Raw genomic sequence first — 25,929 nt, 5'->3', positions numbered from 1 at the left:
GCAGCGGCTTCAGCCGTACGACGGCTGCGCCCGGTCCTGGATCTCCGTCAGCCGCACCGGGCGGCGCTCCCGCCGGGACACCTCGCAGGCCTCGGCGATCCGCAGTGCCTGCAGGGCCTCGCGGCCGTCGCACGGGTTGGGCCGCTGACCGCGCAGCAGATCGACGAAGGCGCACAGCTCGGCCTCGTAGGCGGGACCGAACCGCTCCAGGAAGCCCGCCCACGGCTTGTCCGCGGGCGGCGGCCCGGTCGGCTCGGTGGACGCGACCGGCGTGCGGTCGTCCAGGCCCACCACGACCGTGTCCCGTTCCCCTGCCAGCTCCATGCGGACGTCGTAGCCGGCGCCGTTGAGCCGGGTCGCCGTCGCCGTCGCCAGTGTGCCGTCGTCCAGTGTGAGCAGGGCCGCCCCGGTGCCGACGTCACCGGCCTCGCGGAACATCGCGGGGCCCGCGTCCGACCCCGTCGCGTACACGTCCACGACCTCACGGCCCGTCACCCAGCGCAGTACGTCGAAGTCGTGGATCAGCGTGTCCCGGAACAGCCCGCCCGACAGCGGCAGCCACTCCGGCGGGGGAGGGGACTGGTCGGAGGTCATCGCCCGTACGGTGTGCAGCCGCCCGAGCCGTCCCGAGCGGACCGCTTCCCGGGCGCCCGCGTACCCCGCGTCGAAGCGTCGCTGGAAGCCCATCTGCAGCACCGTGCCGGCCGTCTCGACCTCGGCGAGCGCGGCCAGCGTGCCCGGCAGGTCCAGGGCGATCGGTTTCTCGCAGAAGACCGGCAGGCCCGAGCGGGCTGCCCGACCGATCAGTTCGGCGTGCGCCGCCGTGGCCGTGGTGATCACCACCGCGTCCACGCCCCACTTGAAGATCTCGTCCACCCCGGGCGCCGCCGTCTCGCCCAGGCGCTGCGCCAGCCCCTGTGCCCGCGCCGGGTCCGCGTCCGTCAGGATCAGCGACCCGACCTCACGGTGGCGGCTCAGCGTGTTCGCATGAATGGTGCCGATGCGGCCCGTACCGATGACCCCGATGCGCATGGAAACAAAGTGAGGGCGGACCCCGTACGCTGTCAATGCTAATGTCCGAACAACTGGACAATCTGTCTACACAACTTCCCGTCAACCGGGCACGGGGCTACGCTCGGGCCGTGCCGAAACCAGATGTGGACCCCACCGTGTCACTCGACCTCCGCGTGGACCGTAGTTCGCCGGTGCCGTTGTACTTCCAGCTCTCCCAGCAGCTGGAGGCCGCCATCGAGCAGGGCGACCTCACGCCCGGCAGCCTCCTGGGCAACGAGATCGAGCTGGCCGCACGGCTCGGCCTGTCCCGGCCCACCGTCCGCCAGGCCATCCAGTCCCTCGTGGACAAGGGTCTGCTGGTCCGCCGCCGGGGTGTGGGCACCCAGGTCGTGCACAGCCAGGTCAAGCGCCCCCTGGAGCTGAGCAGCCTCTACGACGATCTGGAGGCGGCCGGCCAGCGGCCCGCGACCAAGGTTCTGGTCAACACCGTCGTCCCCGCCTCCGCCGAGGTCGCGGCCGCGCTCGCCGTCGCCGAGGGAAGTGACGTCCATCGCATCGAACGCCTGCGCCTCGCCCACGGCGAACCGATGGCCTATCTGATCAACTTCCTGCCGCCCGGCCTGCTCGACCTGGACACCAGCCAGCTGGAGGCCACCGGCCTGTACCGGCTGATGCGCTCCGCCGGGATCACCCTGCACAGCGCCCGCCAGTCCATCGGTGCCCGCAGCGCCACGGCCGCCGAGGCCGAGCGGCTCGTCGAGGCGGAGGGTGCCCCGCTGCTCACCATGCAGCGCACCACGTTCGACGACACCGGCCGCGCGGTCGAGTTCGGCGACCATACCTATCGCCCCACCCGGTACTCGTTCGAGTTCCAGCTGCTCGTACGCCCCTGAAGGCCGGCCGGCCGTTCGTCCCGATGTCCGGACAATGTGAAGGGGTGGCGCTCCCCGGTCGCATGAGCAGTGTTCCCCGTGTCCGATACTGGAGTGTTTGGGGCCGCTGAGGGATCACCGGCCCCTTGCACACGTACGGACACGGCAAGAAGGGCACGGCCTCGTGGCACGGTTTAGGACCTTGGTGGGCATAGCGCTGGCAGGGGCACTCTCCGTGTCCCTGGCGGGGTGCAGCAGCACCGGCGGAAAGCGGGCCGAGGACGCCCGCAAGGCCGCCGCCGCCCAGGGGAGGGCAGCGGTGAACACCCCCCGCTGGACCTTCGCGATGATCACCCACTCGGGAGACGGCGACACCTTCTGGGACATCGTGCAGAGCGGTGCCAAGCAGGCCGCGGTCAAGGACAACATCAACTTCCTGTACTCGCACGACGACGAGGCACAGCAGCAGGCCCAGCTGGTGGACGCGGCGGTCGACAAGAAGGTCGACGGCATCATCGTCACCCTCGCCAAGCCCGACGCCCTCAAGGCCGCCGTGGCCCGCGCCGAGAAGGCCGGCATCCCGGTGATCACGGTGAACTCCGGCTCCGAGGAGTCCAAGGCCTTCGGTGCCCTCACCCACATCGGCCAGGACGAGTACATCGCCGGCCAGGCCGTCGGCGAGGAGCTGAACAAGCGCGGCCGCAAGCAGGCCCTGTGCATCCTGCACGAGCAGGGCAACGTCGGTCACGAGCAGCGCTGCGCCGGCGTCGCGAAGACCTTCCACGGCAAGGTCGACAAGCTCTACGTCAACGGCACGAACATGCCCGACGTGCAGTCCGCGATCGAGGCCAAGCTCCAGGCGGACAAGTCCGTCGACGCCGTCGTCACCCTCGGCGCCCCCTACGCCGACACCGCGGTGAAGGCGAAGGCCGACGCGGGCAGCAAGGCCGAGATCGACACCTTCGACCTCAACGCGAAGGTCGCCGCCGAACTGAACGACGGCACCCTCGGCTTCGCCGTGGACCAGCAGCCGTACCTGCAGGGCTATCAGGCCGTCGACCTGCTGTGGCTGTACAAGTACAACGGCGACGTCCTCGGCGGCGGCCAGCCGGTCCTCACCGGTCCGCAGGTCATCACCAAGGACCAGGCGGCCGCCCTCGCGGATTACACCGAGCGGGGCACCCGATGACCGCCACTGTGGAACACACGAGTGACGAAAGGATTCTGCAGACCTCGCCGCTGCGGAAGCTGCTCTCCCGCCCCGAACTGGGCTCGGTCGTCGGCGCGCTCGCCGTCTTCGCCGTCTTCGCCTTCTCGGCCGACGGCTTCCTGCGCGCCGCCAGCCTCAGCACGGTCCTGTACGCCTCCTCGACCATCGGCATCATGGCCGTACCCGTGGCCCTGCTGATGATCGGCGGCGAGTTCGACCTGTCGGCAGGCGTCCTGGTGACGTCCTCCGCGCTGATCTCCTCGATGTTCAGCTACCAGATGACGGCGAACACCTGGGTCGGCGTAGGTGTCTCGCTCCTGGTCACGCTCGCCGTCGGTGCCTTCAACGGCTTCGTGCTCACCCGCACCAAGCTGCCCAGCTTCATCGTCACGCTGGGCACCTTCCTGATGCTGACCGGCATGAACCTCGGCTTCACCAAGCTGATCGACGGCACGGTCTCCACCAAGACCATCGCCGACATGGAGGGCTTCCCCAGCGCCCGCGCCGTCTTCGCCTCGACCCTCACGCTCGGCGGTGTCGACTTCAAGGTCACCATCCTGTGGTGGCTCGGCCTGGTCGCCCTCGCCTCCTGGATCCTGCTGCGCACCCGCGCCGGCAACTGGATCTTCGCGGCCGGCGGCAACCAGGACGCGGCCCGCGCGGTCGGTGTCCCGGTCGCCAGGACCAAGATCGGCCTCTACATGGGCGTCGCGTTCGGCGCCTGGATCTCCGGCCAGCACCTGCTCTTCTCCTTCGACGCCGTCCAGTCCGGCGAGGGCGTCGGCAACGAGCTGATCTACATCATCGCGGCCGTCATCGGCGGCTGCCTGATCACCGGCGGCTACGGCAGCGCGATCGGCTCCGCCGTGGGCGCTCTCCTCTTCGGCATGACGAGCAAGGGCATCGTCTTCGCCGAGTGGAACCCCGACTGGTTCAAGTTCTTCCTGGGAGCGATGCTGCTCCTCGCGACCCTGCTCAACGCCTGGGTCCGCAAGCGCGCGGAGGCCGACAAGTGACTCTCGTCCAGCTGGCCGACGTCAGCAAGCACTACGGCAGCGTCCGTGCCCTCGAAGGCGTCTCGCTGGAGGTCGACCCCGGCGAGATCACCTGCGTCCTCGGCGACAACGGGGCCGGCAAGTCCACCCTCATCAAGATCATCTCGGGCCTGCACCGGCACGACGGCGGCACGCTGACCATCGAGGGCGAGGAGACGACCCTCTCCTCCCCGCGCGAGGCCCTCGACCGCGGCATCGCCACGGTCTACCAGGACCTGGCGGTCGTCCCCCTCATGCCGGTGTGGCGCAACTTCTTCCTCGGCTCCGAACCCCGCAAGGGCAAGGGCCCCTTCAAGCGCCTGGACATCGACTTCATGCGCGAGACGACCCGGGCCGAACTCCTCCGCATGGGCATCGACCTCCGCGACGTCGACCAGCCCATCGGCACCCTCTCCGGCGGCGAACGCCAGTGTGTGGCGATCGCCAGGGCCGTCCACTTCGGCGCGAAGGTCCTGGTCCTGGACGAGCCGACGGCGGCCCTGGGCGTCAAGCAGTCCGGCGTGGTCCTGAAGTACGTGGCGGCAGCGCGCGACGAGGGCCTGGGTGTCGTCCTCATCACCCACAACCCGCATCACGCGTACCTCGTCGGCGACCGCTTCGTACTGCTCCGGCGCGGCACGATGGTGGGCAACCACACACGCGACGACATCACGCTGGACGAGCTGACCCAGCAGATGGCAGGCGGATCCGACCTCGACGCCCTACGCCACGAACTGCAGCGAGGTTAGGGGGCGCGGGGAACTGCGCGACCAGCCACGACGCACCCGCGGCCGGCACTGGACGCGCACCCCCCGCACCCGCCCCGCGCAGCACTCAGCGTGAGCGTGCGGCAGAATCGAGCCCGATGAGCACCTACCGCGACCTCACCGCCCCCATCGGCTCCCGCCGGGCCCCCGTGCTCCGGACGGTCGGCACCAGGGAACGCCGGTCACATCTGACCGCCCCGCGTGTGCCCACCGTCGGCATCGACATCGGCGGCACCAAGGTCATGGCCGGCGTGGTGGACGCGGACGGCAACATCCTGGAGAAACTCCGCGCGGAGACCCCGGACAAGTCCAAGAGCCCCAAGGTCGTCGAGGACACCATCGTCGAACTGGTCCTGGACCTGTCCGACCGTCACGACGTGCACGCGGTCGGCATCGGCGCCGCCGGCTGGGTCGACGCCGACCGCAACCGCGTCCTGTTCGCGCCCCACCTGTCCTGGCGCAACGAGCCGCTGCGGGACCGCCTCGCCGGCCGCCTCTCCGTCCCGGTCCTCGTGGACAACGACGCCAACACCGCCGCCTGGGCGGAGTGGCGCTTCGGCGCCGGCCGTGGCGAGGACCACCTCGTGATGATCACGCTCGGCACCGGCATCGGCGGCGCCATCCTGGAGGACGGCCAGGTCAAGCGCGGCAAGTACGGCGTCGCGGGTGAGTTCGGCCATATGCAGGTCGTCCCCGGCGGTCACCGCTGCCCGTGCGGCAACCGCGGCTGCTGGGAGCAGTACAGCTCCGGCAACGCGCTCGTCCGCGAGGCCAAGGAGCTGGCCGCGGCCGACTCCCCGGTGGCCTACGGGATCATCGAGCACGTCAAGGGCAACATCGCCGACATCACCGGCCCGATGATCACCGAGCTGGCCCGCGAGGGCGACGCCATGTGCGTCGAGCTGCTCCAGGACATCGGCCAGTGGCTCGGCGTCGGCATCGCCAACCTCGCCGCCGCCCTCGACCCGTCCTGCTTCGTGATCGGCGGAGGCGTCAGCGCCGCCGACGAACTGCTCATCGCCCCGGCCCGGGACGCCTTCAAGCGCCACCTCACCGGCCGCGGCTACCGCCCGGAGGCCCGGATCACCCGCGCCCAGCTCGGCCCCGAGGCCGGCATGGTCGGCGCCGCCGACCTGGCCCGGCTGGTCGCCCGGCGGTTCCGGCGGGCCAAGCGGCGCCGGGTGGAGCGGTACGAGCGCTACGAGCGGTACACCCAGGCCCGCCGCGACCGGGACACCGCATGATCGCCTCGCTGCCCCATCAGTCCGCGCCCCCGGACGAACCGCGCAGGCCCGCCGAGAACCCGCGGCACAAGGCCAAGCGCAGGGCGCTGACCCTGCTGATCATCGGGCTGCTCATCGGCGTCCCGGCGGGCTATCTGGTGATCTCCGCCAACCAGAGCCGCAACAGCGGCAAGGACAAGGAGGCGAAGTACTCGGCGACCGGCCTCACCCCGGGCTGGCCCTCGAAGGTGCAGCGCCGCCTCTACCAGGTGGCCGTCCCGCACCCCGCCGACTACATCGCCTACTACGAGACCAACAACTGGAAGACCAGCCGCCTGTACGTGCAGTTCCGCACCAACAGCGCCGGCCTGGACAGCTTCCTGGGGACCATGGGCGTACGCCGGGACCAGCTGAAGAAGGACCACATCACCATCGGCTCCCGAGACCAGAAGATCTCCGGCTGGAACTTCACCGGCCCCGGCCCCTGGTCGGGTCTCACCCACAAGCAGAAGAACCCGGCACCCACCCAGGACGTGGTCGTCAACATGTCCGACCCGAACTATCCGATGGTGTACGTCGTCTCCCGCACGGTCCCGTAACCGGGGCCTCGGCCGGCCGCCGGAGCCGGTTGTCAGACCCCGCCCGTAGAGTCGAGGACGTCTGATCCGAGATGCGGACGGGAGGTGGCAGGACGTATGGGCCAAGGCACGGCTGCGGTGGCCGAGCGCACGGGAGGTGCCCGGGAGACCGAGGACCTCGTTCCGGTGCGCCTCGCGTCCGTCTACCTGCCCGCGCCGCTCCCGCGCGAGGGCCGCGTCGCCTTCTGGGACCCCGACGGCGGCCCGCTGCCCGGCGACCGCGACACCGACGAGCTGACCGTCGTACGACGCCATGGGGCGAGCGTGCGCCGCAGGCAGGTGCCCGCGCTGACCCTGCCGCTCGCCGAGGCCCTGCCGCTGCTGGTCCGGGCCCGCCGCGACCCGGCCGCCCACCCCGCCACGGCCTGCTGGGGAGCGGCCGCCCTGCACGCGCTGCGGTTGGTCGCCCGCGGCCGCCTGCTGCCCGGCCTGACCCCGAGCGGCCACGACGCCTGGCGGGCCGGCCCGCTGGAGCCCGACGACATCGCCCACCTGCGCGCGGTCGCCGCGGCCCTGCCTCCGGAGGGCCACGCCGTGCCACTGCCGGACCCCGGACCGCTCCGGCTGCCCGAGCCCGAGGCCCTGATCCGCTCCTTCCTGGACGCGGTCGCCGACACCCTGCCCCGTACCCCGGCCGCCCCCCACACCGCCGGCCGCCCCTTCGCCGCCCGCGAGCCACAGGCACTGCCCGCCGCCCACGACTGGGCCGCGGAGGTCGCCGCCGGAATGGACGCGGGCGTGAGGATCTCGCTGCGCCTGGACATGTCCGCGTACGACGTCTTCGACGCCGGTGCCGTCGAGGGCACCCGCGCGGCCGGCGCGGCGATCGTCCAGGTGCACAGCCTCGCCGACCCGACCCTGGTGGCCGACGCGGCGGCCCTGTGGGCGGGGGAGGCCGACGCGGCCTTCGGGCCACGCGCGCGCGTTGACGCCGCCCTCGCCGTGCGGCGCGCGGCCCGCGTGTGGCCGCCCCTGGACCGGCTCGCCGAGCAGGAGACCCCCGACGTCCTCGCGCTGTCCGAGGAGGAGCTGGGCGAGCTGCTGGGCGTGGCGGCCTCCCGGCTCGCCGCCGCCGGGGTCGCCGTGCACTGGCCCCGGGACCTCGCCCGCGACCTCACCGCCGCCGCCGTGGTCCGGCCCGCGCCCGGCTCGGCGACCGACGGCACCGGATTCTTCGAGAGCGAGGACCTGCTCCAGTTCCGCTGGCAGCTGGCGCTCGGCGGGGATCCGCTCAGCGAGTCCGAGATGGACGCGCTCGCCGAGGCCCACCGGCCGGTCGTACGGCTCCGGGACCAGTGGGTGCTGGTCGACCCCGCCCTGGTCCGCAAGGCCCGCAAACGCGAACTGGGCCTGCTCGACCCGGTGGACGCGCTGTCCGTCGCGCTCACCGGTACCGCCGACGTCGACGGCGAGACCGTCGAGGCGGTCCCCGTCGGCGCACTGGCCACCCTGCGCGACCGCCTCACCGCGGGCCTCGGCCCGGCCGAGCCGCCCGCCGGGCTCGCCGCCACCCTCCGCGACTACCAGCTCCGCGGCCTGGCCTGGCTCGACCTCATGACCGCCCTCGGGCTCGGCGGCTGCCTCGCCGACGACATGGGCCTCGGCAAGACCGTCACGCTCATCGCCCTGCACCTGAAGCGGGCCCGCACCGAGCCGACCCTCGTGGTCTGTCCCGCCTCCCTGCTGGGCAACTGGCAGCGGGAGATCACCCGGTTCGCGCCCGGTGTCCCCGTCCGCCGCTTCCACGGCCCCGACCGCACCGTGGAGGGCCTCGGCGGCGGCTTCGTCCTCACCACCTACGGCACGATGCGCTCCACGGCAGCCCAACTCGCCGGGCAGCCCTGGGGCATGGTCGTCGCCGACGAGGCCCAGCACGTGAAGAACCCGTACTCCGCGACCGCCAAGGCGCTGCGCACGATCCCGGCCCCCGCGCGCGTGGCCCTCACCGGCACCCCCGTGGAGAACAACCTCTCCGAACTGTGGGCCCTGCTCGACTGGACGACCCCCGGCCTCCTGGGCCCCCTGAAGTCCTTCCGCGCCCGGCACGCGCGCGCGGTGGAGAACGGCGAGGACCAGGAGGCGGTGGACCGGCTGGCCCGCCTGGTGCGTCCCTTCCTCCTGCGCCGCAAGAAGTCGGACCCCGGCATCGTCCCCGAGCTGCCGCCCAAGACCGAGACGGACCACCCGGTGCCGCTCACCCGGGAACAGGCCTCGCTGTACGAGGCGGTGGTGCGCGAGTCGATGCTGGCCATCGAGACCGCGGAGGGGATCGCCCGCCGGGGCCTGGTCCTGAAGCTGCTCGGCGCCCTGAAACAGATCTGCGACCACCCGGCGCTGTATCTGAAGGAGGACGCACACGCCGGCCTGCCCCACGCTCGGCTGCGCTCCGGCAAACTCGCCCTCCTGGACGAGCTGTTGGACACCGTGCTCGCCGAGGACGGCTCCGTACTGGTCTTCACGCAGTACGTCGGCATGGCCCGCCTCATCACCGCCCACCTGTCCGCCCGCGCGGTCCCCGTGGACCTCCTGCACGGCGGCACCCCCGTGCCCGAACGCGAGCGCATGGTCGACCGCTTCCAGGACGGCGAGACCCCCGTCCTCGTCCTCTCCCTCAAGGCCGCCGGCACGGGCCTGAACCTCACCCGGGCCGGCCACGTGGTCCACTTCGACCGCTGGTGGAACCCGGCCGTCGAGGAACAGGCCACCGACCGCGCCTACCGCATCGGCCAGACCCAGCCCGTCCAGGTCCACCGCCTGGTCACCGAGGGCACGGTCGAGGACCGCATCGCCGAGATGCTGGAGTCCAAACGCGCCCTGGCCGACGCGATCCTCGGCTCCGGCGAGTCGGCCCTGACCGAACTGACGGACCGCGAACTGTCCGACCTGGTCTCCCTGCGGAGGTCCTCATGACGACCGGGGAACAGCACCCCGGCGACGCGTCCCGCCCCGGCGACGCGGCCCGCCGGGCCCTGCGGGCGGCACGGGAGCGGGCGGAGGCCGAGCGGAGCGACACCGCGGAGACGAAGCGGCCGGAACACCCTGCCTCGGCGGAGCCCGGTGACCGGGACGAGTCCGGTGCCGCCGTGGAGTCCGCTGACCGGGGAGAGCCCGATGGCACGGTGCCGTCCGGTCACGCGGGCGACACGAACGCGCCGCGGGCCGCAGCCTCCTCATCCACCCCAAGTCCGGCGGGGCGCCCCGCCGACGCCGCCAGGGAAGCGCTCCGGGCCGCCCGTCGGGAGGCGCTGCGCGTGGAGGCGGAGGCGCCGGGGGCCCGGCGTGGGAGGCGGGCGTCGGCGCGGTCCACCGGCTCCGCACCCGGGTCCGCTCGCCCGGTCGGCGAATCCCGGACCACTGCCCGCGTCCAAGCCGCCCACGACATGCGCCAGTTCCTGGCGAACGCCTTCCGCATGCCGTCCGTCGCCGACACGGCGGACGCAGCGGACGCAGCGGACGCAGGGGACACGGCGGCCATGGCGGCGATGGCGGACCCGGCCGACGCTCCCGAGGCGGCGGACGACGACACCGGTACGCACACCACCGTCCGCGGAGCCGACCGCGCCGAACCCCGCCCCCCGGCCCCCGCATCCCCGCAGATCCCCGCCACCATGGCCACCCCGCACCGCGACACCGAACTCCGCCGCACCTTCACCGCGTTCCCGCCCCGGGAGGGTTCCGCCGCGGACTCCGCGTTCGCCGGGACCTGGTGGGGGAACGCCTGGGTCGACGCGCTCGAACAGGGTGCGCTGGACGTGAAGCGGCTGGTCCGCGGCCGGGGCTACGCGGACCAGGGCCACGTGGACGCCATCACCGTGACGCCGGGCCTGGTGCTCGCGTACGTACGCGGGAGCCGTCCGCGCCCGTACCGGGTGCAGGTGCGGCTGCGCACGCTGGAGGACGCGGACTGGGAGCGGTTCCTGGACGCGGCCGCCGACCGCCCCGGGCACATCGCGGCCCTGCTGGACAAGGAGCTGCCCCAGTCCCTCGCCGACTGCGGTGTGCCCCTGCTGCCCGGCCCCCGCGACCTCGCCCCGCAGTGCAGCTGCCCCGACTCCGGCCACCCCTGCAAGCACGCGGCCGCCCTCTGCTACCAGACGGCACGCCTGCTCGACGCCGACCCCTTCGTGCTGCTCCTGCTGCGCGGCCGGGGCGAGAAGGGCCTGCTCGACGCGCTGTCCCGCCGCAGCGCGGCCCGTGCGGCCCGCGCCGCCCAGCAGGGATCACCGAGGTCCCTGCCCGGTGTGCGTGCGGCCGAGGCCCTCGCCCCGCGGCGACTCCCGCCGCTGCCGATGCCGTTGCCCGTACCGCCACACCCCGAGCAGCCCCCGGTCTACCCGGCAGCACCCGGCGGACCCGACCCCTTCGCGCTGGACCAGCTGGCGACCGACGCCGCCGCCCGTGCGCACGCGCTGCTCGCCACCGGCCGCGACCCGGTCGGCGAACTGACCCTCTGGCAGGACGCCGTACGCCTCGCCGCCGCCCGCCCGGGCTCCGGCCTGACCGCCACCACCCGCACCCTGTACGCCACGCTCGCCGCGGCCACCGACCGCAGCACGGCCGATCTGGCCCGCGCGGTCGCCGCCTGGCGGCAGGGCGGGCCGGAGGGGCTGGCCGTCCTGGAGGAGCCGTGGGATCCGCCGGCCGGCCGCTTCGACCGGGCCCGCCCGCTGCTGCTCGCCGCCGACCTCCCGGCGTTCCGTCCCTGGCGCAACCGCCTCACCCACCCCCGCGGCCATGTCCAGCTCCGCCTGGGCCGCGACGGCCTCTGGTACGCCTACGAGTCGGAGCCGGACCAGGACGACTGGTGGCCCCGTGGCACACCCGACCTGGACCCGGTCGGCGCCCTCACCGGCCTGGGCACGCCGGACGACTTCTGAGCACACGACCGTAAGGAGCTTCCGGGGCGGACGACGACGTGCGGAGTGACCCCGGCGCGTGCCACGGGGACGGGCCCGTGAAGGGCCCGGTCGGCACGGACGCCGGACGCCGCACGAGCCGAGTTGCCGCAGACGCTGTGTGCGCCGGAGCGTGTCGCCGCACTGGCCCGGAGCTGGGGCAGCCGCCTCGTGGAGCTGGGCGCGGTCGGCCATCTCAACCCGGCCTCGGGGTACGGCGCGTGGCCCTCGGCGGAGGATCTGATCCGCATGCCGGAGCCGGGCGCCGTCACCGACGGCCGCATGCCGGACCGGTTCGCGGAGCTCGCCGCTCGGGCGAACAGGAGCCGGAACGTGAGCGGCGGCACATAGAGGATCTTCACGAAGCCTCCATGACGTGGGACGGCCGGCGCGGGGCTCCGACCCGAGCACCTGGGAAACGGCGAGATGTGAGAGCGTGCAGGGCGTGAGTGAGACACCGACGAATACCCTGCAGTACCGCTTCGACGGCCCGGAGGACGCCCCCGTCCTCATCCTCGGCCCTTCCCTCGGCACCACCTGGCACATGTGGGACCGCCAGATCCCGGAGCTGACGAAGCAGTGGCGGGTCTTCCGGTTCGACCTGCCGGGCCACGGCGGTGCCCCCGCCCACCCGGCCGGCTCCGTCGGTGAGCTGGCGGCCCGTCTGCTGGTGACCCTGGACGCACTCGGTGTGCAGCGCTTCGGCTACGCGGGCTGCGCGCTGGGCGGTGCGGTCGGCATCGAGCTGGCCCTGCGCCACCCCGAGCGCCTCGCCTCGCTCGCGCTGGTCGCCGCCTCGCCCCGGTTCGGCACCCCCGACGAGTTCCGCCAGCGCGGGGTGGTCGTCCGGACCAACGGGCTCGACCCGATCGCCCGCACCTCGCCCGACCGCTGGTTCACCGGCGGGTTCGCCGCGGCGCAGCCCGCGATCACCGAGTGGGCCGTGCAGATGGTGCGCACCACCGACCCGGGCTGCTACATAGCCGCCTGCGAGGCCCTCGCAGGGTTCGACGTCCGGCCCGAGATCGGCCGGATCGGCGCGCCGACCCTGGTGCTGGTCGGCTCCGAGGACCAGGTCACCGGACCGGCCGAGGCCCGCACCCTGGTCGCGGGGATACCGGACGCCCGGCTCGCGGTCGTGCCCGGCGCCTCCCACCTGGTGCCGGTGGAGCAGCCCGCCGCCGTCACCGACCTGCTGGTACGGCACTTCTCCACCGCCTGGCAGCAGCCCTTCGACACCGGCCAGACGGCCCTCCCGGCCGTTCCCGTCAACCCGGCGCTGACGGCGGCGCCGCAGATCGTGCCCGTCGCCGAGATCGCCCCCGTCGTCGTACCGCCGCAGCCGGCCGGGCTGCCCGACCGGTACGAGGCCGGGCTGAAGATCCGCCGGGAGGTGCTCGGCGACGCGCACGTGGACCGTGCGCTGTCCCAGGCCGACGAGTTCTCCGGGGGGTTCCAGGAGTTCATCACCCGCTACGCCTGGGGCGAGATCTGGGACCGGCCCGGTCTGGACCGCCGCACCCGCAGCTGCGTCACGCTGACCGCGCTGGTCGCCGGGGGCCACCTGGAGGAGCTGGCCTTCCACACCCGCGCCGCTCTGCGCAACGGCCTCACCCCGGACGAGATCAGGGAGGTGCTGCTGCAGGCGGCCGTGTACTGCGGTGTCCCGGCGGCGAACAGTGCGTTCCGGGTGGCCCAGCAGGTCATCCGCGAGGAGACCACCCCCGCCGAGTGAGCCCCGGGCCGCCGCAGGCGGCAGGATGGGGAGACATGAAGCTCACCAAGAAGTCCCACGCCTGTGTCCGCCTGGAGAAGGACGGGCGGACGCTCGTGATCGATCCCGGCGGGTTCAGCGAGCAGGACGCGGCGGTCGGCGCGGACGCGATCCTGGTCACGCACGAGCACCCGGACCACTTCGACGAGGGCCGGCTGCGGGCCGCCCTGGAGGCGAACCCGGCCGCCGGGATCTGGACCCTGAAGTCCGTGGCCGACCGGATCGCGGCGGCCTTCCCGGGCCGGGTGCACACCGTCGGCCACGGCGACACGTTCACCGCCGCGGGCTTCGACGTACAGGTCCACGGCGAGCTGCACGCGGTGATCCACCCGGACATCCCGCGCATCACCAACGTCGGCTACCTCATCGACGGCGGCCGGGTCTTCCACCCCGGCGACGCCCTCACCGTCCCCGAGCACCCCGTTCAGACGCTGATGCTCCCGGTGCAGGCGCCCTGGAACAAGATCTCCGAGGTGATCGACTACGTCCGCGAGGTGAAGCCGCAGCGCGCCTACGACATCCACGACGCCCTGCTGACCGACCTCGCCCGGCCGATCTACGACCGCCAGATCGGAGCCCTCGGCGGCACGGACCACGAGCGGCTCACCCCGGGGGCGTCGGCGGACGTCTGAGGCGGGCTGTCACACCCGCCGGGTAGGTTGAGAGACATGCGCATCGCCACCTGGAACGTGAACTCGATCACCGCCCGCCTCCCGAGGCTGCTCGCCTGGCTGGAGAGCAGCGGCACCGACGTGCTCTGCCTCCAGGAGGCCAAGATCGCCGAGGAGCAGTTCCCGTTCGACCAGCTGCGCGAGCTGGGCTACGAGGCGGCGGTCCACGCGACCGGCCGGTGGAACGGCGTGGCGGTGCTCTCCCGCGTCGGCCTGGAGGACGTGGTCAAGGGCCTGCCCGGCGACCCCGGCTACGAGGGCGTGACCGAGCCGCGCGCCGTCTCGGCGACCTGCGGACCGGTCCGCGTCTGGTCGGTGTACGTACCCAACGGCCGTGAGGTGGACCACCCGCACTACGCGTACAAGCTCCAGTGGTTCGAGGCCCTGAAGGCCGCCGTCGCCGGTGATGCCTCCGGCAGCCGCCCGTTCGCGGTCATGGGCGACTACAACGTGGCGCCCACCGACGACGACGTCTACGACGTGGCCGCCTTCGAGGGTTCCACCCATGTGACCCCCGCCGAGCGCGCCGCCCTGGTCTCCCTCCGGGAGACGGGCCTGACGGACGTGGTCCCGCGCCCCCTGAAGTACGACCACCCGTACACGTACTGGGACTACCGCCAGCTCTGCTTCCCCAAGAACCGCGGCATGCGCATCGACCTGGTGTACGGCAACGAGCCGTTCGCGAAGGCCGTCAAGGACTCCTACGTCGACCGCGAGGAGCGCAAGGGCAAGGGCGCGTCCGATCATGCGCCGGTGGTGGTCGACCTGGACGTGTGATGCCAGGCTGGGCGCATGAACATTCCGTTCCTGGGCCCCAGGCACCACAAGAACGGTGGCGCGGCGCTGCCGGCCGACCCCGAGTCGATCGCCGCGCTCCTGTCCGAATGTGAACTGCTCCGCTCCCAGGCGGACGAGGCGGGCGTCCGCCTCGACGACACGCCGGATTCCCTGGAGGCGCTGGACCAACTGGTCCCGCGCTGGCGCGACGACGCGGAGCTGCTGCCCTGGCTGGGCAGCGACGCGGGGCTCTACCTCGGCACGGTGGTCGTGCGCACCGTGCCCGGGGCCGGCTGGGAGATCAGATCCGACGGCGAGCCCGTGCTGCGGCTCGCGTCCGGCCGGGAGGTCGAGGTCGTGGACGCCGGCCGGGCCTGGGCCGCGACCGGCGTCCCCGAACTGTCCCAGCTGTACGGGGAGATCGCCGAGGTCTGACGCCGGCTACGCCTGGATCACCGACCTCGACTACGATGAGCCGTTCATCCCTGTGGTGATGGTGATCTCGCCGGACCGCACCGGGATACATGGGCCAGGCTCGTCCGGCGGCAGCCGATGATCACTGCTCGCGCACGGGGACGGACACGTATGACGGGTCGTCCGGCGGCGAGGAGAAGGTCAGCTGCGCGCCGGACGGGTTGTGCTCGATGTAGAGCGGGTCGACGGTGTCGACGACCAGCGCGAGGCGGTGCCCGGCGGGTACGTCGTACGCGGTGGAGAACAGGTCCAGGTTCACGTCGAACGGCTCGCCGGGCGTCCGGCCGTGCCAGGTGTAGGGCGCGTTGGTGACCAGCTTGCCGAAGCCGAGCGGTCCCACGTCGTACAGGTAGGCGATGAGGGTGCCGCTCTCCTTGGTCGGGGTGAGCGTGGTGTGCAGCGTGGCCGTGCCCCGCACCTGCTGGGCCGCGCCGTAGCGTTCCGACTGCCACACGGCCGCCCAGCGGCGCGGCAGCAGCGGGATCGAGGCGACGGGCGGCAGTTGGGCGACCTGGTCCAGGATGCTGGAGAGGAAGACGATCCCGCCGTCCGCGCCCGAGTCGACGTTGGCGTGGATGGTGGTGGAGCCCGCGAGCGCCAGCTTGGTGCGGGTCGCGCCGACCGACTTCCAGTCCGGGTAGCCCTCGTATCCGCCCGCGCTACGGGACTTGAGCTGGACGGGCTGCTCGCGGTCGATGCCGTTGTCGGTGCCCTTGAGGTAGCGGTCGAACCAGCGTCCGGTGTCCGTCCACACGTCGTTGGGCAGCCCGAACAGACCGGTCATCTCGGCGGTGGCGTGGTCGCCGGGGCGCATCTCCAGCCGCTTCGGGCCGGTCAGCTTCTCGTAGAAGTCGGCGTACTGGTTGGCCGGGAAGATGGTGTCGCCCCAGGCGTTGGCCATCAGGACCGCGGCGCCGTTCTTGTTCAGCTGGTCGACATAGGTCGCGGCGGAACGCTTGCGCCCCCAGTCGATCATCTCCTGTTCCTTGGTCAGGTTGGACGCGTAGAAGTTGTCGAAGATCTCCCGGAGTTCGGGGCTCTCCCGGCCGGTGATGATGCCCGCGCCGTCGAGCAGGGCGCCCGCCTGGACGTGCTGGGTCTGGCCCGAGTAGATCGAGCCGATCAGGTCGGCCCAGCCGCTCAGCGCGGCGACGGCCTTGATGCGCTTGTCGTGGGCGGCGGCCAGCAGGCTGATGCCGGCGCCGTAGGAGACGCCCGCCATGCCGATGTGCCGTGGGTCCGCGGGGGTGTTGGCGAGCGCCCAGTCGATGACCTTGGAGGCGTCCGCTATGTCCGGCGGACCCGCCACTTCTATCTCGCCGCCGGACTGCCAGAAGCCGCGCACGTTGTACGTGAGCACCACGTAGCCGGAGTCGGCGAGCTTCTGAGCCTGGGCGAGATACTCCACCTGCGGCAGGCCCCAGCTCGTGGGCAGCACGATGAGCGGGTAGCTGTGCGAGCCGTCGGCGCCCGCGGGCGTGACGACGTTCGCCTTCAGTACGGTGCCGCCGTCGCCCGTGATGTCCACGAAGCGGACGGACGAGGCGGCCTGGGCGGCCGGAGCCAGGCCGACGACGGTCCCCGCGATCAGCGCCGCGGAGACGACTCCTGCGGCGGAGGTGCGCAAGGTGGTGCGACCGTGTCCCATGGGGTCACTCCTCACTCGTTTAAGTGCAAAGTGACTCGACGGTAACCGGCGGAACTTACCCTAAGTAACCCGCCGGTAAGTTACGTGCCGGTAAAGTTTGTTGGGCGTCAAGAGGCCCGGTGCGACGTGCGCACGGTTTCCGCCGCCGGGACGGGCGCCTGCGCCGCCCGTGTGACGTCCGCGACCAGCTCGACCAGATCGGGGCCGTACGCCTGGGAGTTGACCACTTTCAGCAGCAGGACGAAGGTGTTGTCGCCGTGCTTGCGGTTCAACCGCTCGTGGTTACGGGCCAGATAGCGGGTGGCCGCCTGGTTGGTGATGGCCCGCTGCCCGCAGAACAGGAACACCGGCCGGGTTCTCTCCCCGGCGCTGAGCCGGGCGAGCAGGACGTACTCGCAGACGCCCGGTTCCAGGCGGTACCGCTCTCCGCCGATCTGGAAGGCACCCCGGTCCGGGCCGGGTTCGGGATCGATGTTCACGCGGACGCCGGGGAGCATCGCCGCCATGTGGGCCAGCATCCGCCGGTTCGACGCCGGGCCGCCCACGCAGAACTCGGTGCGCTCGCCGAACCCCTGCTGGGTCGCGTCCTGCGTCACCATCTGCAGGTTGGCCCCGCAGTCCTTGATGAGGGCGGACAGCTCCAGCAGCGCGAAGACGTCGAAGCGGTGCACGGCCGGCTCCGAGGCGGCCGGGTCGCGATTGACGACGAGCAGGGACTCCGAGTTGTCGGGCAGCCCGAAGAACTCCTGTTTGCGCCGCAACTTGCGCCGCCACAGGTAGGTACGGGCCAGCCACCCCAGCGCGGCACTGATGCCGGCCGCTATGAGGCCCAGGACGATATTGCGCACGTCGTCGTTCATGGCCGCGCATGGTAGCGGGCCCGGGCGACGGCTACGTACCGGCGTTCGAACTGTGGCGGTCGTGTGGCGGGTGGCCGAGGCGTACTGTTGGCCGTACGGCAATCTGGTTACGCTGCGCGGACGGTCCCGACGGGAGGTACGGATGGGTCGGCCTGGCGCGCGGAAACTGGCGGTGATGGCGGTCTCGGCCGCCATGGTGTCGGTGGGAGCGGCGGCCCCGCCCGCCGCAACGGGCGAGACGCCTACGAAGGTTCCGGTGGCCGTCGGCTACGGCGGAGCCGTGGCCAGCGTCGACGCGGACGCGTCAGCCGCCGGCATCGAGGTGCTCAGGAAGGGCGGCAACGCGGTCGACGCGGCCGTCGCCACCGCGGCCGCGCTCGGCGTCACCGAGCCCTACTCGGCCGGCATCGGCGGAGGGGGCTACTTCGTCTACTACGACGCCAAGTCCCGTACGGTGCACACCATCGACGGCCGTGAGACCGCTCCGCTGACCGCCGACGCCGACCTGTTCACGGAGAACGGCAAGCCGCTCGCCTTCGCCGACGCCGTCAGCAGCGGTCTGAGTGTCGGCACCCCGGGCACGCCCGCCACCTGGCAGAAGGCACTGGACCAGTGGGGCAGCAGAAGCCTCGGCAGGGTCCTCGGGCCCGCCGAGCGGATCGCCCGCGACGGCTTCACCGTCGACGACACCTTCCGCTCGCAGACCGCGTCCAACGAGACCCGGTTCCGCTACTTCCCCGACACCGCGGCGCTGTTCCTGCCGAACGGACAGCTCCCGGTCGTCGGCTCCACCTTCAAGAACCCCGATCTGGCCCGCACTTACGAGGAGCTGGCCAGGAAGGGCGTCGGCGCGATCTACCACGGCGACCTGGGCGACGACATCGTCGACACGGTCGACAAGCCCCCGGTGGACCCGGGTTCGGGCTGGAACGCCCGTCCGGGCAAGCTGACCGAGAAGGACCTGGCCGCCTACGGCGCCAAGCTCCAGAAGCCCACCAGGACCTCGTACCGCGGTCTGGACGTGTACTCGATCGCGCCCTCCTCCTCCGGCGGCACCACCGTCGGCGAGGCGCTCAACATCCTGGAGAGGACCGACCTCTCGAAGGCCAGTGAGGTGCAGTACCTGCACCACTACATCGAGGCCAGCCGCATCGCCTTCGCCGACCGCGGCCGCTGGGTCGGCGACCCCGCCTTCGAGGACGTACCGACCAAGGACCTGCTGTCGCAGCGGTACGCCGACTCGCGCGCCTGCCTGATCAAGGACGACGCGGTCCTCAGCAGCCCGCTCGCACCCGGCGACCCGCGCCACCCAGCCGCCTGCGGCGCCGGCGGTACGGCGGCCCCGACGACGTACGAGGGCGAGAACACCACCCATCTGACCGTGGCCGACAAGTGGGGCAACGTCGTCTCCTACACGCTCACCATCGAGCAGACCGGCGGCAGCGGCATGACCGTGCCCGGCCGGGGCTTCCTGCTCAACAACGAGCTGACCGACTTCTCCTTCGCCCCGGCCAACCCGGCCGTGCACGACCCGAACCTGCCCGGGCCGGGCAAGCGGCCGCGCTCCTCCATCTCACCGACCATCGTCCTCGACCGGCACGGCCGGCCGGTGGTGGCGCTCGGCTCGCCCGGCGGCGCGACCATCATCACCACCGTGCTGCAGACCCTGACCGAGTTCCTCGACCGGCGTCTGCCGCTGGTCGACGCGATCGCCGCGCCGCGCGCCAGCCAGCGCAACGCGGCCCAGACCGAACTCGAACCAGGCCTGTACAACAGCGACTTGAGGACGCAGCTGGAGGCCATCGGGCACAGCTTCAAGCTGAACCCGGAGATCGGCGCGGCCACCGGCGTCCAGCGGCTGCCGGACGGCAGGTGGCTGGCCGCCGCCGAGAAGGTACGACGCGGCGGCGGCTCGGCGATGGTGGTCCATCCGGCCGCGCCGTGACCGTCACACCTCGGGAGCGGACGGCTGCGCCTGCTGCGCACGGAAGTCCAGCCGTCCGTCCCTGACGTCCACCGTGACCCGGCTGCCCGGGGCGATCGTGCCGTCCAGCAGCAGCCGGGACAGCTGGTTGTCGACCTCCCGCTGGATGGTACGGCGCAGCGGGCGGGCGCCGTACTCGGGCTGGTAGCCGCGCTCGGCGATCCAGTCGACGGCCGTGTCCGTGAACTCGACCCCGACGCTCTGGCCGTCCAGCAGCCGGCGGGTGCGCTCCAGCAGCAGGTCCGTGATCTGCCGCAGCTGCTCGCTCGTCAGCTGCCGGAACACGACGATCTCGTCGATCCGGTTCAGGAACTCCGGCCGGAAGTGCTCGCGCAGCGGGCGCAGGATCTGCTCGCGCCGCGCCTCCTCGTCGGCATCCGCGCCCCCCGGCCCGAAGCCGATCCCGGCACCGCGCCGGGTGATCACGTCGGAGCCGAGATTGCTGGTCATCACGATGACCGTGTTGGTGAAGTCGACCGTCCGGCCCTGCGAGTCGGTCAGGCGGCCGTCGTCCAGGACCTGCAGCAGGATGTTGAAGACGTCCGGATGGGCCTTCTCCACCTCGTCGAGCAGGAGGAGCGAGTACGGGTACCTGCGCACCACCTCGGTGAGCTGGCCGGCCTCCTCGTGGCCCACGTACCCGGGCGGGGCGCCCACCAGCCGGGAGACGGTGTGCCGCTCCTGGTACTCGCTCATGTCGAGACGGACCATGCGGTCCTCGCTGCCGAACAGGGCCTCGGCGAGCGCGCGGGCCAGCTCGGTCTTGCCGACGCCGGTCGGGCCGAGGAACAGGAAGCTGCCGATCGGCCGGTCCGGGCTCGCGAGCCCGGCGCGGGAGCGGAGCACGGCCTCGGCGACCACACTCACCGCCGCCTCCTGGCCCACCACCCGCTGGTGCAGATGCGCTTCCAGGCCCAGCAGCCGCTCCTTCTCCTCCTGGGTCAGCCGGCTCACCGGGATGCCGGTCTGCCGGGACACCACCTCGGCGATGGCCTCCGCCGTCACCTCCAGGTTCTGCCCCTCGTCGGCCTCGTCCCCGCCGCTGGCCTCGGCGATCCGCTGCTTCAGCGTGCCGATCTTGTCCCGCAGCTGGGTGGCCTGTTCGTACTGCTCGTCGGCGACCGCCTGGTCCTTGTCGCAGACGAGCTGCTCCACCTCGCGCTCCATCGTGCGTACGTCCGTGCCCTTCGTCCGGGCGCCGAGGCGCACCCGGGCGCCGGCCTGGTCGATCAGGTCGATCGCCTTGTCGGGCAGGCGCCGGTCGGTGAGGTAGCGGTCCGACAGCTCCACGGCGGCCACCAGTGCCTCGTCCGTGTAGCGGACCTGGTGGTGGGCCTCGTAACGGTCGCGCAGGCCGCGCAGGATCTCGATGGTGTCCTCGACGGTCGGCTCGGGCACCAGGATCGGCTGGAAACGCCGGGCCAGCGCCGCGTCCTTCTCGATCCGGCGGAACTCCTCCAGCGTGGTCGCGCCCACGATGTGCAGCTCGCCCCGGGCGAGCGCGGGCTTGAGGATGTTGCCCGCGTCCATCGCACCGCCCTCGCCGCCCGCACCGGCGCCGACGACCGTGTGCAGCTCGTCGATGAAGACGATCAGCCGGTCGGAGTGCGCGCGGATCTCCTCCACGATGTTGTTCATGCGCTCCTCGAAGTCGCCCCGGTAGCGGGTGCCCGCGACGACCCCGGTCAGGTCCAGGGCGACCACCCGTCGCCCGGCCAGGATGTCCGGCACGTCCCCGTCCGCGATCCGCTCCGCGAGCCCCTCCACGATGGCCGTCTTGCCGACACCCGCGTCGCCGATCAGCACGGGGTTGTTCTTCCCGCGCCGGGACAGCACCTCGATGGTCTGCTCGATCTCCCCGTCGCGGCCGATGACCGGGTCGACCCGGCCCTCCCGGGCCAGCTCGGTCAGATCGCGGCCGTACTTGTCGAGCGTCGGCGTGGACGTGGGCCGCTGGCGCTCCGTGCGCGTCTGGGTGGCCTCCGGGGCCTCGGGCGGCAGGGCGCCCGCGGAGAAACGGGCCGCGTGCAGGATGTGCCCGGCCGCCGAGTCCGGGTTCGCGGCCAGCGCGCTCAGCACGTGCTCCGGACCGATGTACCCGGCACCGCTCGACCGCGCCAGGTCGTGCGCGTCCAGCAGGGCCCGCTTGACGGCCGGGGTGAGCGAGAGCGATGTAGGCGGGGGCGCCTCGCCCGGCGGGTGCTGGACGGGGCCCGCGCGGTCGTCGATCTCCGTCGCGAGCGAGTCGGGGTCGGCACCGGACCTGCTCAGCAGGGATCTCGTCGGCTCGGTGGCCAGGGCGGCACGCAGCAGGTGCTGCGTGTCCAGGTCCCGGCTGCCGTGCTCCGCGGCGTACTGGGCGGCCCCTCTCACCATCTCCCGGGCCGGCTGGCTGAGCAGGCGGCCGATGTCGATGTGGCGGGGACGCTCGGATCCGCCGGGGGTGCCGCCGAGGAAGCGGCCCAGGAAATCACCGAAGGGGTCGGGAGGGTAGCCGTCGGTCATGACGTTCCGTTCCTTTGGTGTTCGTTCATTTCACCTTGGCACGGATGGTCTCCGACGGCATCGCGGGGCGCCTGTCGGCTGTCCTACCGCTGTGTGAGAACGCGCGGGCCCCCATCCGTGATCGCCACGGTGTGCTCCACGTGGGCCGCGCGGGAGCCGTCGCTCGTGCGCAGCGTCCAGCCGTCGTCCGCTTCGTAGTAGGCGTCCTTGCCACTGGCGATCAGCATCGGCTCGATCGCCAGGACCATGCCGTGGCGCAGGGGGAGTCCCCGGCCCGGGCGGCCCTCGTTCGGGACCTCCGGGTCCTCGTGCATGCGGCGGCCCACGCCGTGGCCGCCGAAGCCGGCGGGGATGCCGTAGCCGGCCGTGCGGCAGACCCGGCCGACGGCGTGTGCGATGTCGCCGATGCGGTTGCCGACGACGGCTGCCTCGATGCCGGCCGCCATGGCGCGCTCGGCGGTGTCGATGAGGTGCAGGTCCGCCGGGCGGGGGCGGCCGACCGTGAAGCTGATCGCCGAGTCACCGGCCCAGCCGCCCAGGTGGGCGCCGCAGTCGATGGAGACGAGGTCGCCGTCGCGCAGGCGGTCACGGGTGGGGATGCCGTGCACGATCGCCTCGTTGACCGAGGCGCAGATCACCGCCGGAAAGGGGGTCGGGGCGAAGGAGGGGCGGTAGCCGAGGAAAGGGGAGGAGGCCCCGGCCTCGCGCAGCACCTCCCGGGCCACCTCGTCCAGCTCCAGCAGGGAGACACCGACGTCGGCGGCCTTTCGTACGGCTGTCAGGGCGCGTGCGACGACCTGGCCCGTGGCGTGCATCGCGTCAATGGACGTGTCTGTCTTCAGTTCCACCATGCCAATTACTATACCGGTATTTGAATGGGGGTGATGATGGCGGGTGGTATTAGAATGGGTGTCATGGTGCGCACCCCCCTCACCCCCGAAGAGCGTGAACGCGGCGAACGGCTCGGACAGTTGCTGCGCGCGGCGCGCGGCGGGCGGAGCATGGCCGAGGTCGCGGCGGAGGCGGGCGTCTCGGCCGAGACGCTTCGCAAGATCGAAACCGGACGGGCGCCGACCCCGGCCTTCTTCACCGTGGCCGCGTTGGCCGGGGTGCTCGGGCTGTCCATGGATGACCTGGTGGCGCGCTGTCTGCTGGTGGGTGTCTGAAACCCGCCTGCGGTGGGCCGGTCCGCGCAAGGGGCGGGATCGCGCAATGAGTCGCCCGCCCACTGCCGGAAAACTCTGCGTAGCAAGTCCGTAACACAGCTGGTGTTGCCTGACGGCCGGAGTGCTGGCAGTCGGGCGGGAGTCGGGCATGGCTGTGGATCAACTCCCCGGTCGGATGCGGGAGTTCGCTAACTACCTGGACGGTCTCCTGGGTCGCCTGGATCAGGGCGGGGGATGGTGCGGGGTCTTCTGGCAACGCGACCCCGAGGGCATGCGGGCCTGCCTCGACGGGCGTGAGGTGCCGCCGTGGGACGTGGTGGAGGCGCTGCTGCAGGACCTCCATGCGGCGTTCGGCCCCGCAGCGGCTGCGGCCGAGCGGCAACGGGCCCGCGTCCTGCACGCTGCCGCCGTCTCGGCGTACGACGCCCGCCCCGGCGTCGGGGACGCCCTGCGCGACCGGCTCGACGTGATGCTCCGCGAACAGCGGTACGCCGTGGAACGCCAGGCCGAACTGAACCGCCTGCTCGCCGGGGCACCCGCCCGCGAGGAGGCCGACGCCCTGCGCCTGGACCTCGCCTGGGCCCACGACGACCACGAACGAGCCACAGCCCGATGCGCCGAACTGCGGGCCAGGATGGCGCACCTGGACCGCAGGGCGGTGGAAGTACCGCTCCTGGACGGGGCGGAGGCCCGGGGTGAGGGTGGCGGGCGAGTGCCGGGCCGTGACGGCGTATCGGTGGCGCCGCGGGAGCACGGGGCTGCCACCGGGGCCTTCGGCGGCACCGCAGGCGCTGACGGGCGCGTGGCGGGCCATGGTGATGCCGGGGCGGCAGGCGACCGTGGTGCGTCGTGGGACGGCACCGGCGGTGCACTGTGGGCGGGGGACGATGCCGGGCCGCTTGCGCCAGGCGCTGACGGCTTCGGCCGTGCCGGTACGGGTGGTGGACCTCGCGTCTCCGGCGCCCAGGGCTTCGGGGGCGCCGAGGCGGCCGGGGGCAGCAGGGCGGTCGGGGGCGGCGGAGCGGCCGGGGGCGGCGAGGCTGCCGCGCCCGGAGGGGCCGGGGCCCCTGGTGCCGCCCGGCTCGGCGCCGGGTCGGCCCCGTCCCACCCGCACGATGCCCGGGCCACCGGCCACGACGGGCGGCTCACCGCGTCCGCCGGCGACGGTCAGGACCCCTGGTTCTCCGGACCGGTCGCCGGCCACGCCCCTCGCCCCGCCGTGCCGGACGCCGGCCCTGTGGTCGGTCAGGGCGGTTCCGTGCCGGGCTCGTCCTCATGGCCGGCCGTGTCGGACGTCGGCCCGGTGGCCGGTCGGGCGGAGTCCGTGGTGGAAGGGGCCTCGCAGTCCGCGGTGTCGTATGCCGACCCGGCAGCCGGCCAGGGCGGTTCCGTGCCGGATCCGGCCCCTTGGCCCGCGCGGGCGGACGCCGGCCCGGCAGCGCGCACGCGAGGGGGTGACGCCGGCCCGGCAGTCCCTTCCCCTGCCGCACGCTCCGCCGCACCCCCCACCCGCGAGGTCGCCCCCGTGCCCGCCCCTGAGCCCCCCGCCCCCGCCAAGCCCCGCAAGCGGCGCCGCGGCAGTGCCCGGTTCGCCGGGATGGTCGAGGACGCGGGAGCCCCGGTTGTCGTGCCGCAGAGTCCTGTTGCGGCCGCGCCCGAGGCGGCCGTCGGACGGCGTACCCCGCGTGGGGCGCGGTTCGCCGGGGCGGCGGAGCGGGGTGAGGCGGTCGAGGAAGCCGCGGAGGTCGTGGTGGACGCCGAGACGGGCGCTGCCGTCGAGGGGGTCGTGGAGGAGCTGGTGCGGCTGCGGGGTGAAGGGCGTACCGGTGAGGCGCATGTGCTGTTGGTCGAGATCGCGTGGTGGCCCGCCGCGCGGTTCCCGCTGCTCGCGGACCGGCTGCAGCGTGCGGGGCTCGCTGCCGACTGGGCGACGCTGCTGTGGGAGGCCGCCTCGCTGCCCGCCGAACGGCTGGTCACCGCCGCCGACGCGCTGGAGGCCGCCGGGCGGGCCGCGGACGGGCAGCAGATGCTGCGGCAGGGCGTGGTCAGGCCGGCCGAGGAGATAGGCGCAGGCGTGCTGGGGCTGGACGCGCAGGGTCGCGGGCGCGAGGTGCGGGCCCTGCTGGACGCCTATGTGCGCGTCCGGACGCCGGAGGAGGCCGCCCGCAGCGTCGGCGCCGACCCGCGCCGCCTCGTCCCGCTCCTGCTGGAGGCCGCCCGGGGTGTCTCGGAGGAGCGCCACTGGGACCTGGTGCACGCCCTGAGGGTCGCCGGCTTCACCGCCTGACCGTCCGTCCGCTCACCCTAAGGAGTGTGAAACGTGATCGACTCAGCGGGTTAACGACGATGGTCTTGGCAAGGACTTCCTCGAGGCTTACTTTCGTCCCTCTACGGGCCGTTTCTACGGGCGTAGAGGC

21 protein-coding genes are annotated in these 25,929 nt (G+C 72.7%); 16 read left to right on the top strand and 5 right to left on the bottom strand.

The annotated features are described in order from the left end of the window. Positions 1-9: 9 nt before the first annotated feature. Complete coding sequence (locus tag AC07DS_RS34105) at positions 10-1,032, bottom strand: Gfo/Idh/MocA family protein (RefSeq protein WP_479151627.1); 1,023 nt, start codon at positions 1,030-1,032, stop codon at positions 10-12. A 137-nt stretch (positions 1,033-1,169) separates the two neighbouring features. Here AC07DS_RS34105 and AC07DS_RS34100 point away from each other — a divergent pair, with 137 nt between their 5' ends. The 13 genes from AC07DS_RS34100 (at position 1,170) to AC07DS_RS34040 (ending at position 15,310) form a co-directional block, all read left to right on the top strand. Next, positions 1,170-1,907: a GntR family transcriptional regulator gene (locus tag AC07DS_RS34100; RefSeq protein ID WP_479151700.1), complete on the top strand. Its 738-nt coding sequence runs from the start codon at positions 1,170-1,172 to the stop codon at positions 1,905-1,907. Between the two features lie 163 nt (positions 1,908-2,070). Beyond that, on the top strand, positions 2,071-3,075 hold the full coding sequence (locus tag AC07DS_RS34095; protein WP_479151625.1) for a sugar ABC transporter substrate-binding protein: 1,005 nt from the start codon (positions 2,071-2,073) through the stop codon (positions 3,073-3,075). Then, positions 3,072-4,112 carry an ABC transporter permease gene (locus tag AC07DS_RS34090; protein ID WP_479151622.1) on the top strand — a complete coding sequence of 347 codons (1,041 nt, stop codon included), beginning with the start codon at positions 3,072-3,074 and terminating at the stop codon, positions 4,110-4,112. The genes AC07DS_RS34095 and AC07DS_RS34090 overlap by 4 nt, the downstream gene beginning before the upstream one ends. Then, a complete protein-coding gene (locus AC07DS_RS34085) occupies positions 4,109-4,879 on the top strand; it encodes an ATP-binding cassette domain-containing protein (RefSeq protein WP_479151619.1) in 771 nt (256 codons plus the stop codon). The genes AC07DS_RS34090 and AC07DS_RS34085 overlap by 4 nt, the downstream gene beginning before the upstream one ends. A gap of 116 nt (positions 4,880-4,995) precedes the next feature. Then, complete coding sequence (locus AC07DS_RS34080) at positions 4,996-6,141, top strand: ROK family glucokinase (RefSeq protein WP_479151616.1); 1,146 nt, start codon at positions 4,996-4,998, stop codon at positions 6,139-6,141. Then, the gene (locus AC07DS_RS34075; RefSeq protein WP_479151614.1) at positions 6,138-6,719 is read left to right on the top strand and encodes a sugar kinase; all 582 of its coding nucleotides are present in this window, start codon (positions 6,138-6,140) and stop codon (positions 6,717-6,719) included. Before AC07DS_RS34080 ends, AC07DS_RS34075 begins: the two co-directional genes overlap by 4 nt. Before the next feature lie 96 nt (positions 6,720-6,815). Continuing rightward, positions 6,816-9,668: a DEAD/DEAH box helicase gene (locus tag AC07DS_RS34070; protein WP_479151612.1), complete on the top strand. Its 2,853-nt coding sequence runs from the start codon at positions 6,816-6,818 to the stop codon at positions 9,666-9,668. Continuing rightward, complete coding sequence (locus AC07DS_RS34065) at positions 9,665-11,635, top strand: SWIM zinc finger family protein (protein ID WP_479151611.1); 1,971 nt, start codon at positions 9,665-9,667, stop codon at positions 11,633-11,635. The genes AC07DS_RS34070 and AC07DS_RS34065 overlap by 4 nt, the downstream gene beginning before the upstream one ends. 123 nt (positions 11,636-11,758) lie before the next feature. Next, positions 11,759-12,004, top strand: coding sequence for an alpha/beta hydrolase (locus tag AC07DS_RS34060; protein WP_479151609.1), 246 nt, complete (start codon positions 11,759-11,761; stop codon positions 12,002-12,004). A gap of 94 nt (positions 12,005-12,098) precedes the next feature. Next, the gene (gene pcaDC, locus AC07DS_RS34055) at positions 12,099-13,388 is read left to right on the top strand and encodes a bifunctional 3-oxoadipate enol-lactonase/4-carboxymuconolactone decarboxylase PcaDC (protein ID WP_479151607.1); all 1,290 of its coding nucleotides are present in this window, start codon (positions 12,099-12,101) and stop codon (positions 13,386-13,388) included. Between the two features lie 35 nt (positions 13,389-13,423). Beyond that, on the top strand, positions 13,424-14,059 hold the full coding sequence (locus AC07DS_RS34050; RefSeq protein WP_479151603.1) for an MBL fold metallo-hydrolase: 636 nt from the start codon (positions 13,424-13,426) through the stop codon (positions 14,057-14,059). Positions 14,060-14,095: 36 nt separating this feature from the next. Next, positions 14,096-14,875, top strand: coding sequence for an exodeoxyribonuclease III (locus AC07DS_RS34045; protein ID WP_479151602.1), 780 nt, complete (start codon positions 14,096-14,098; stop codon positions 14,873-14,875). Between the two features lie 15 nt (positions 14,876-14,890). Continuing rightward, on the top strand, positions 14,891-15,310 hold the full coding sequence (locus AC07DS_RS34040; RefSeq protein ID WP_479151601.1) for a DUF6278 family protein: 420 nt from the start codon (positions 14,891-14,893) through the stop codon (positions 15,308-15,310). A 121-nt stretch (positions 15,311-15,431) separates the two neighbouring features. Here AC07DS_RS34040 and AC07DS_RS34035 read toward each other — a convergent pair whose 3' ends face one another. Continuing rightward, the gene (locus tag AC07DS_RS34035) at positions 15,432-16,997 is read right to left on the bottom strand and encodes an alpha/beta fold hydrolase (RefSeq protein ID WP_479151600.1); all 1,566 of its coding nucleotides are present in this window, start codon (positions 16,995-16,997) and stop codon (positions 15,432-15,434) included. Positions 16,998-17,104: 107 nt separating this feature from the next. Next, positions 17,105-17,857 carry a hypothetical protein gene (locus AC07DS_RS34030; RefSeq protein ID WP_479151598.1) on the bottom strand — a complete coding sequence of 251 codons (753 nt, stop codon included), beginning with the start codon at positions 17,855-17,857 and terminating at the stop codon, positions 17,105-17,107. 142 nt (positions 17,858-17,999) lie between these two features. Between AC07DS_RS34030 and ggt the strand changes: the two genes are divergently transcribed. Next, positions 18,000-19,802, top strand: coding sequence for a gamma-glutamyltransferase (gene ggt, locus AC07DS_RS34025; protein ID WP_479151596.1), 1,803 nt, complete (start codon positions 18,000-18,002; stop codon positions 19,800-19,802). A gap of 3 nt (positions 19,803-19,805) precedes the next feature. Here ggt and AC07DS_RS34020 read toward each other — a convergent pair whose 3' ends face one another. Then, positions 19,806-22,346, bottom strand: coding sequence for an ATP-dependent Clp protease ATP-binding subunit (locus AC07DS_RS34020; RefSeq protein ID WP_479151594.1), 2,541 nt, complete (start codon positions 22,344-22,346; stop codon positions 19,806-19,808). An 83-nt stretch (positions 22,347-22,429) separates the two neighbouring features. After that, entirely contained in the window at positions 22,430-23,197 is a 768-nt protein-coding gene (gene map, locus AC07DS_RS34015) for a type I methionyl aminopeptidase (protein ID WP_479151592.1), read from the bottom strand. Between the two features lie 63 nt (positions 23,198-23,260). On the opposite strand from map, the gene AC07DS_RS34010 reads away from it, so the two are divergent. Together AC07DS_RS34010 and AC07DS_RS34005 are read left to right on the top strand one after the other, a co-directional pair. Further along, complete coding sequence (locus tag AC07DS_RS34010; RefSeq protein WP_479151591.1) at positions 23,261-23,512, top strand: helix-turn-helix domain-containing protein; 252 nt, start codon at positions 23,261-23,263, stop codon at positions 23,510-23,512. Positions 23,513-23,660: 148 nt separating this feature from the next. Beyond that, a complete protein-coding gene (locus AC07DS_RS34005) occupies positions 23,661-25,799 on the top strand; it encodes a hypothetical protein (RefSeq protein ID WP_479151589.1) in 2,139 nt (712 codons plus the stop codon). Positions 25,800-25,929 lie beyond the last annotated feature (130 nt).

The organism is Streptomyces sp. NPDC044064 (assembly GCF_056434245.1).
The sequence above is the reverse complement of the archived record's forward strand: the minus strand, read 5'-3'. Positions and strand labels throughout refer to the sequence as shown.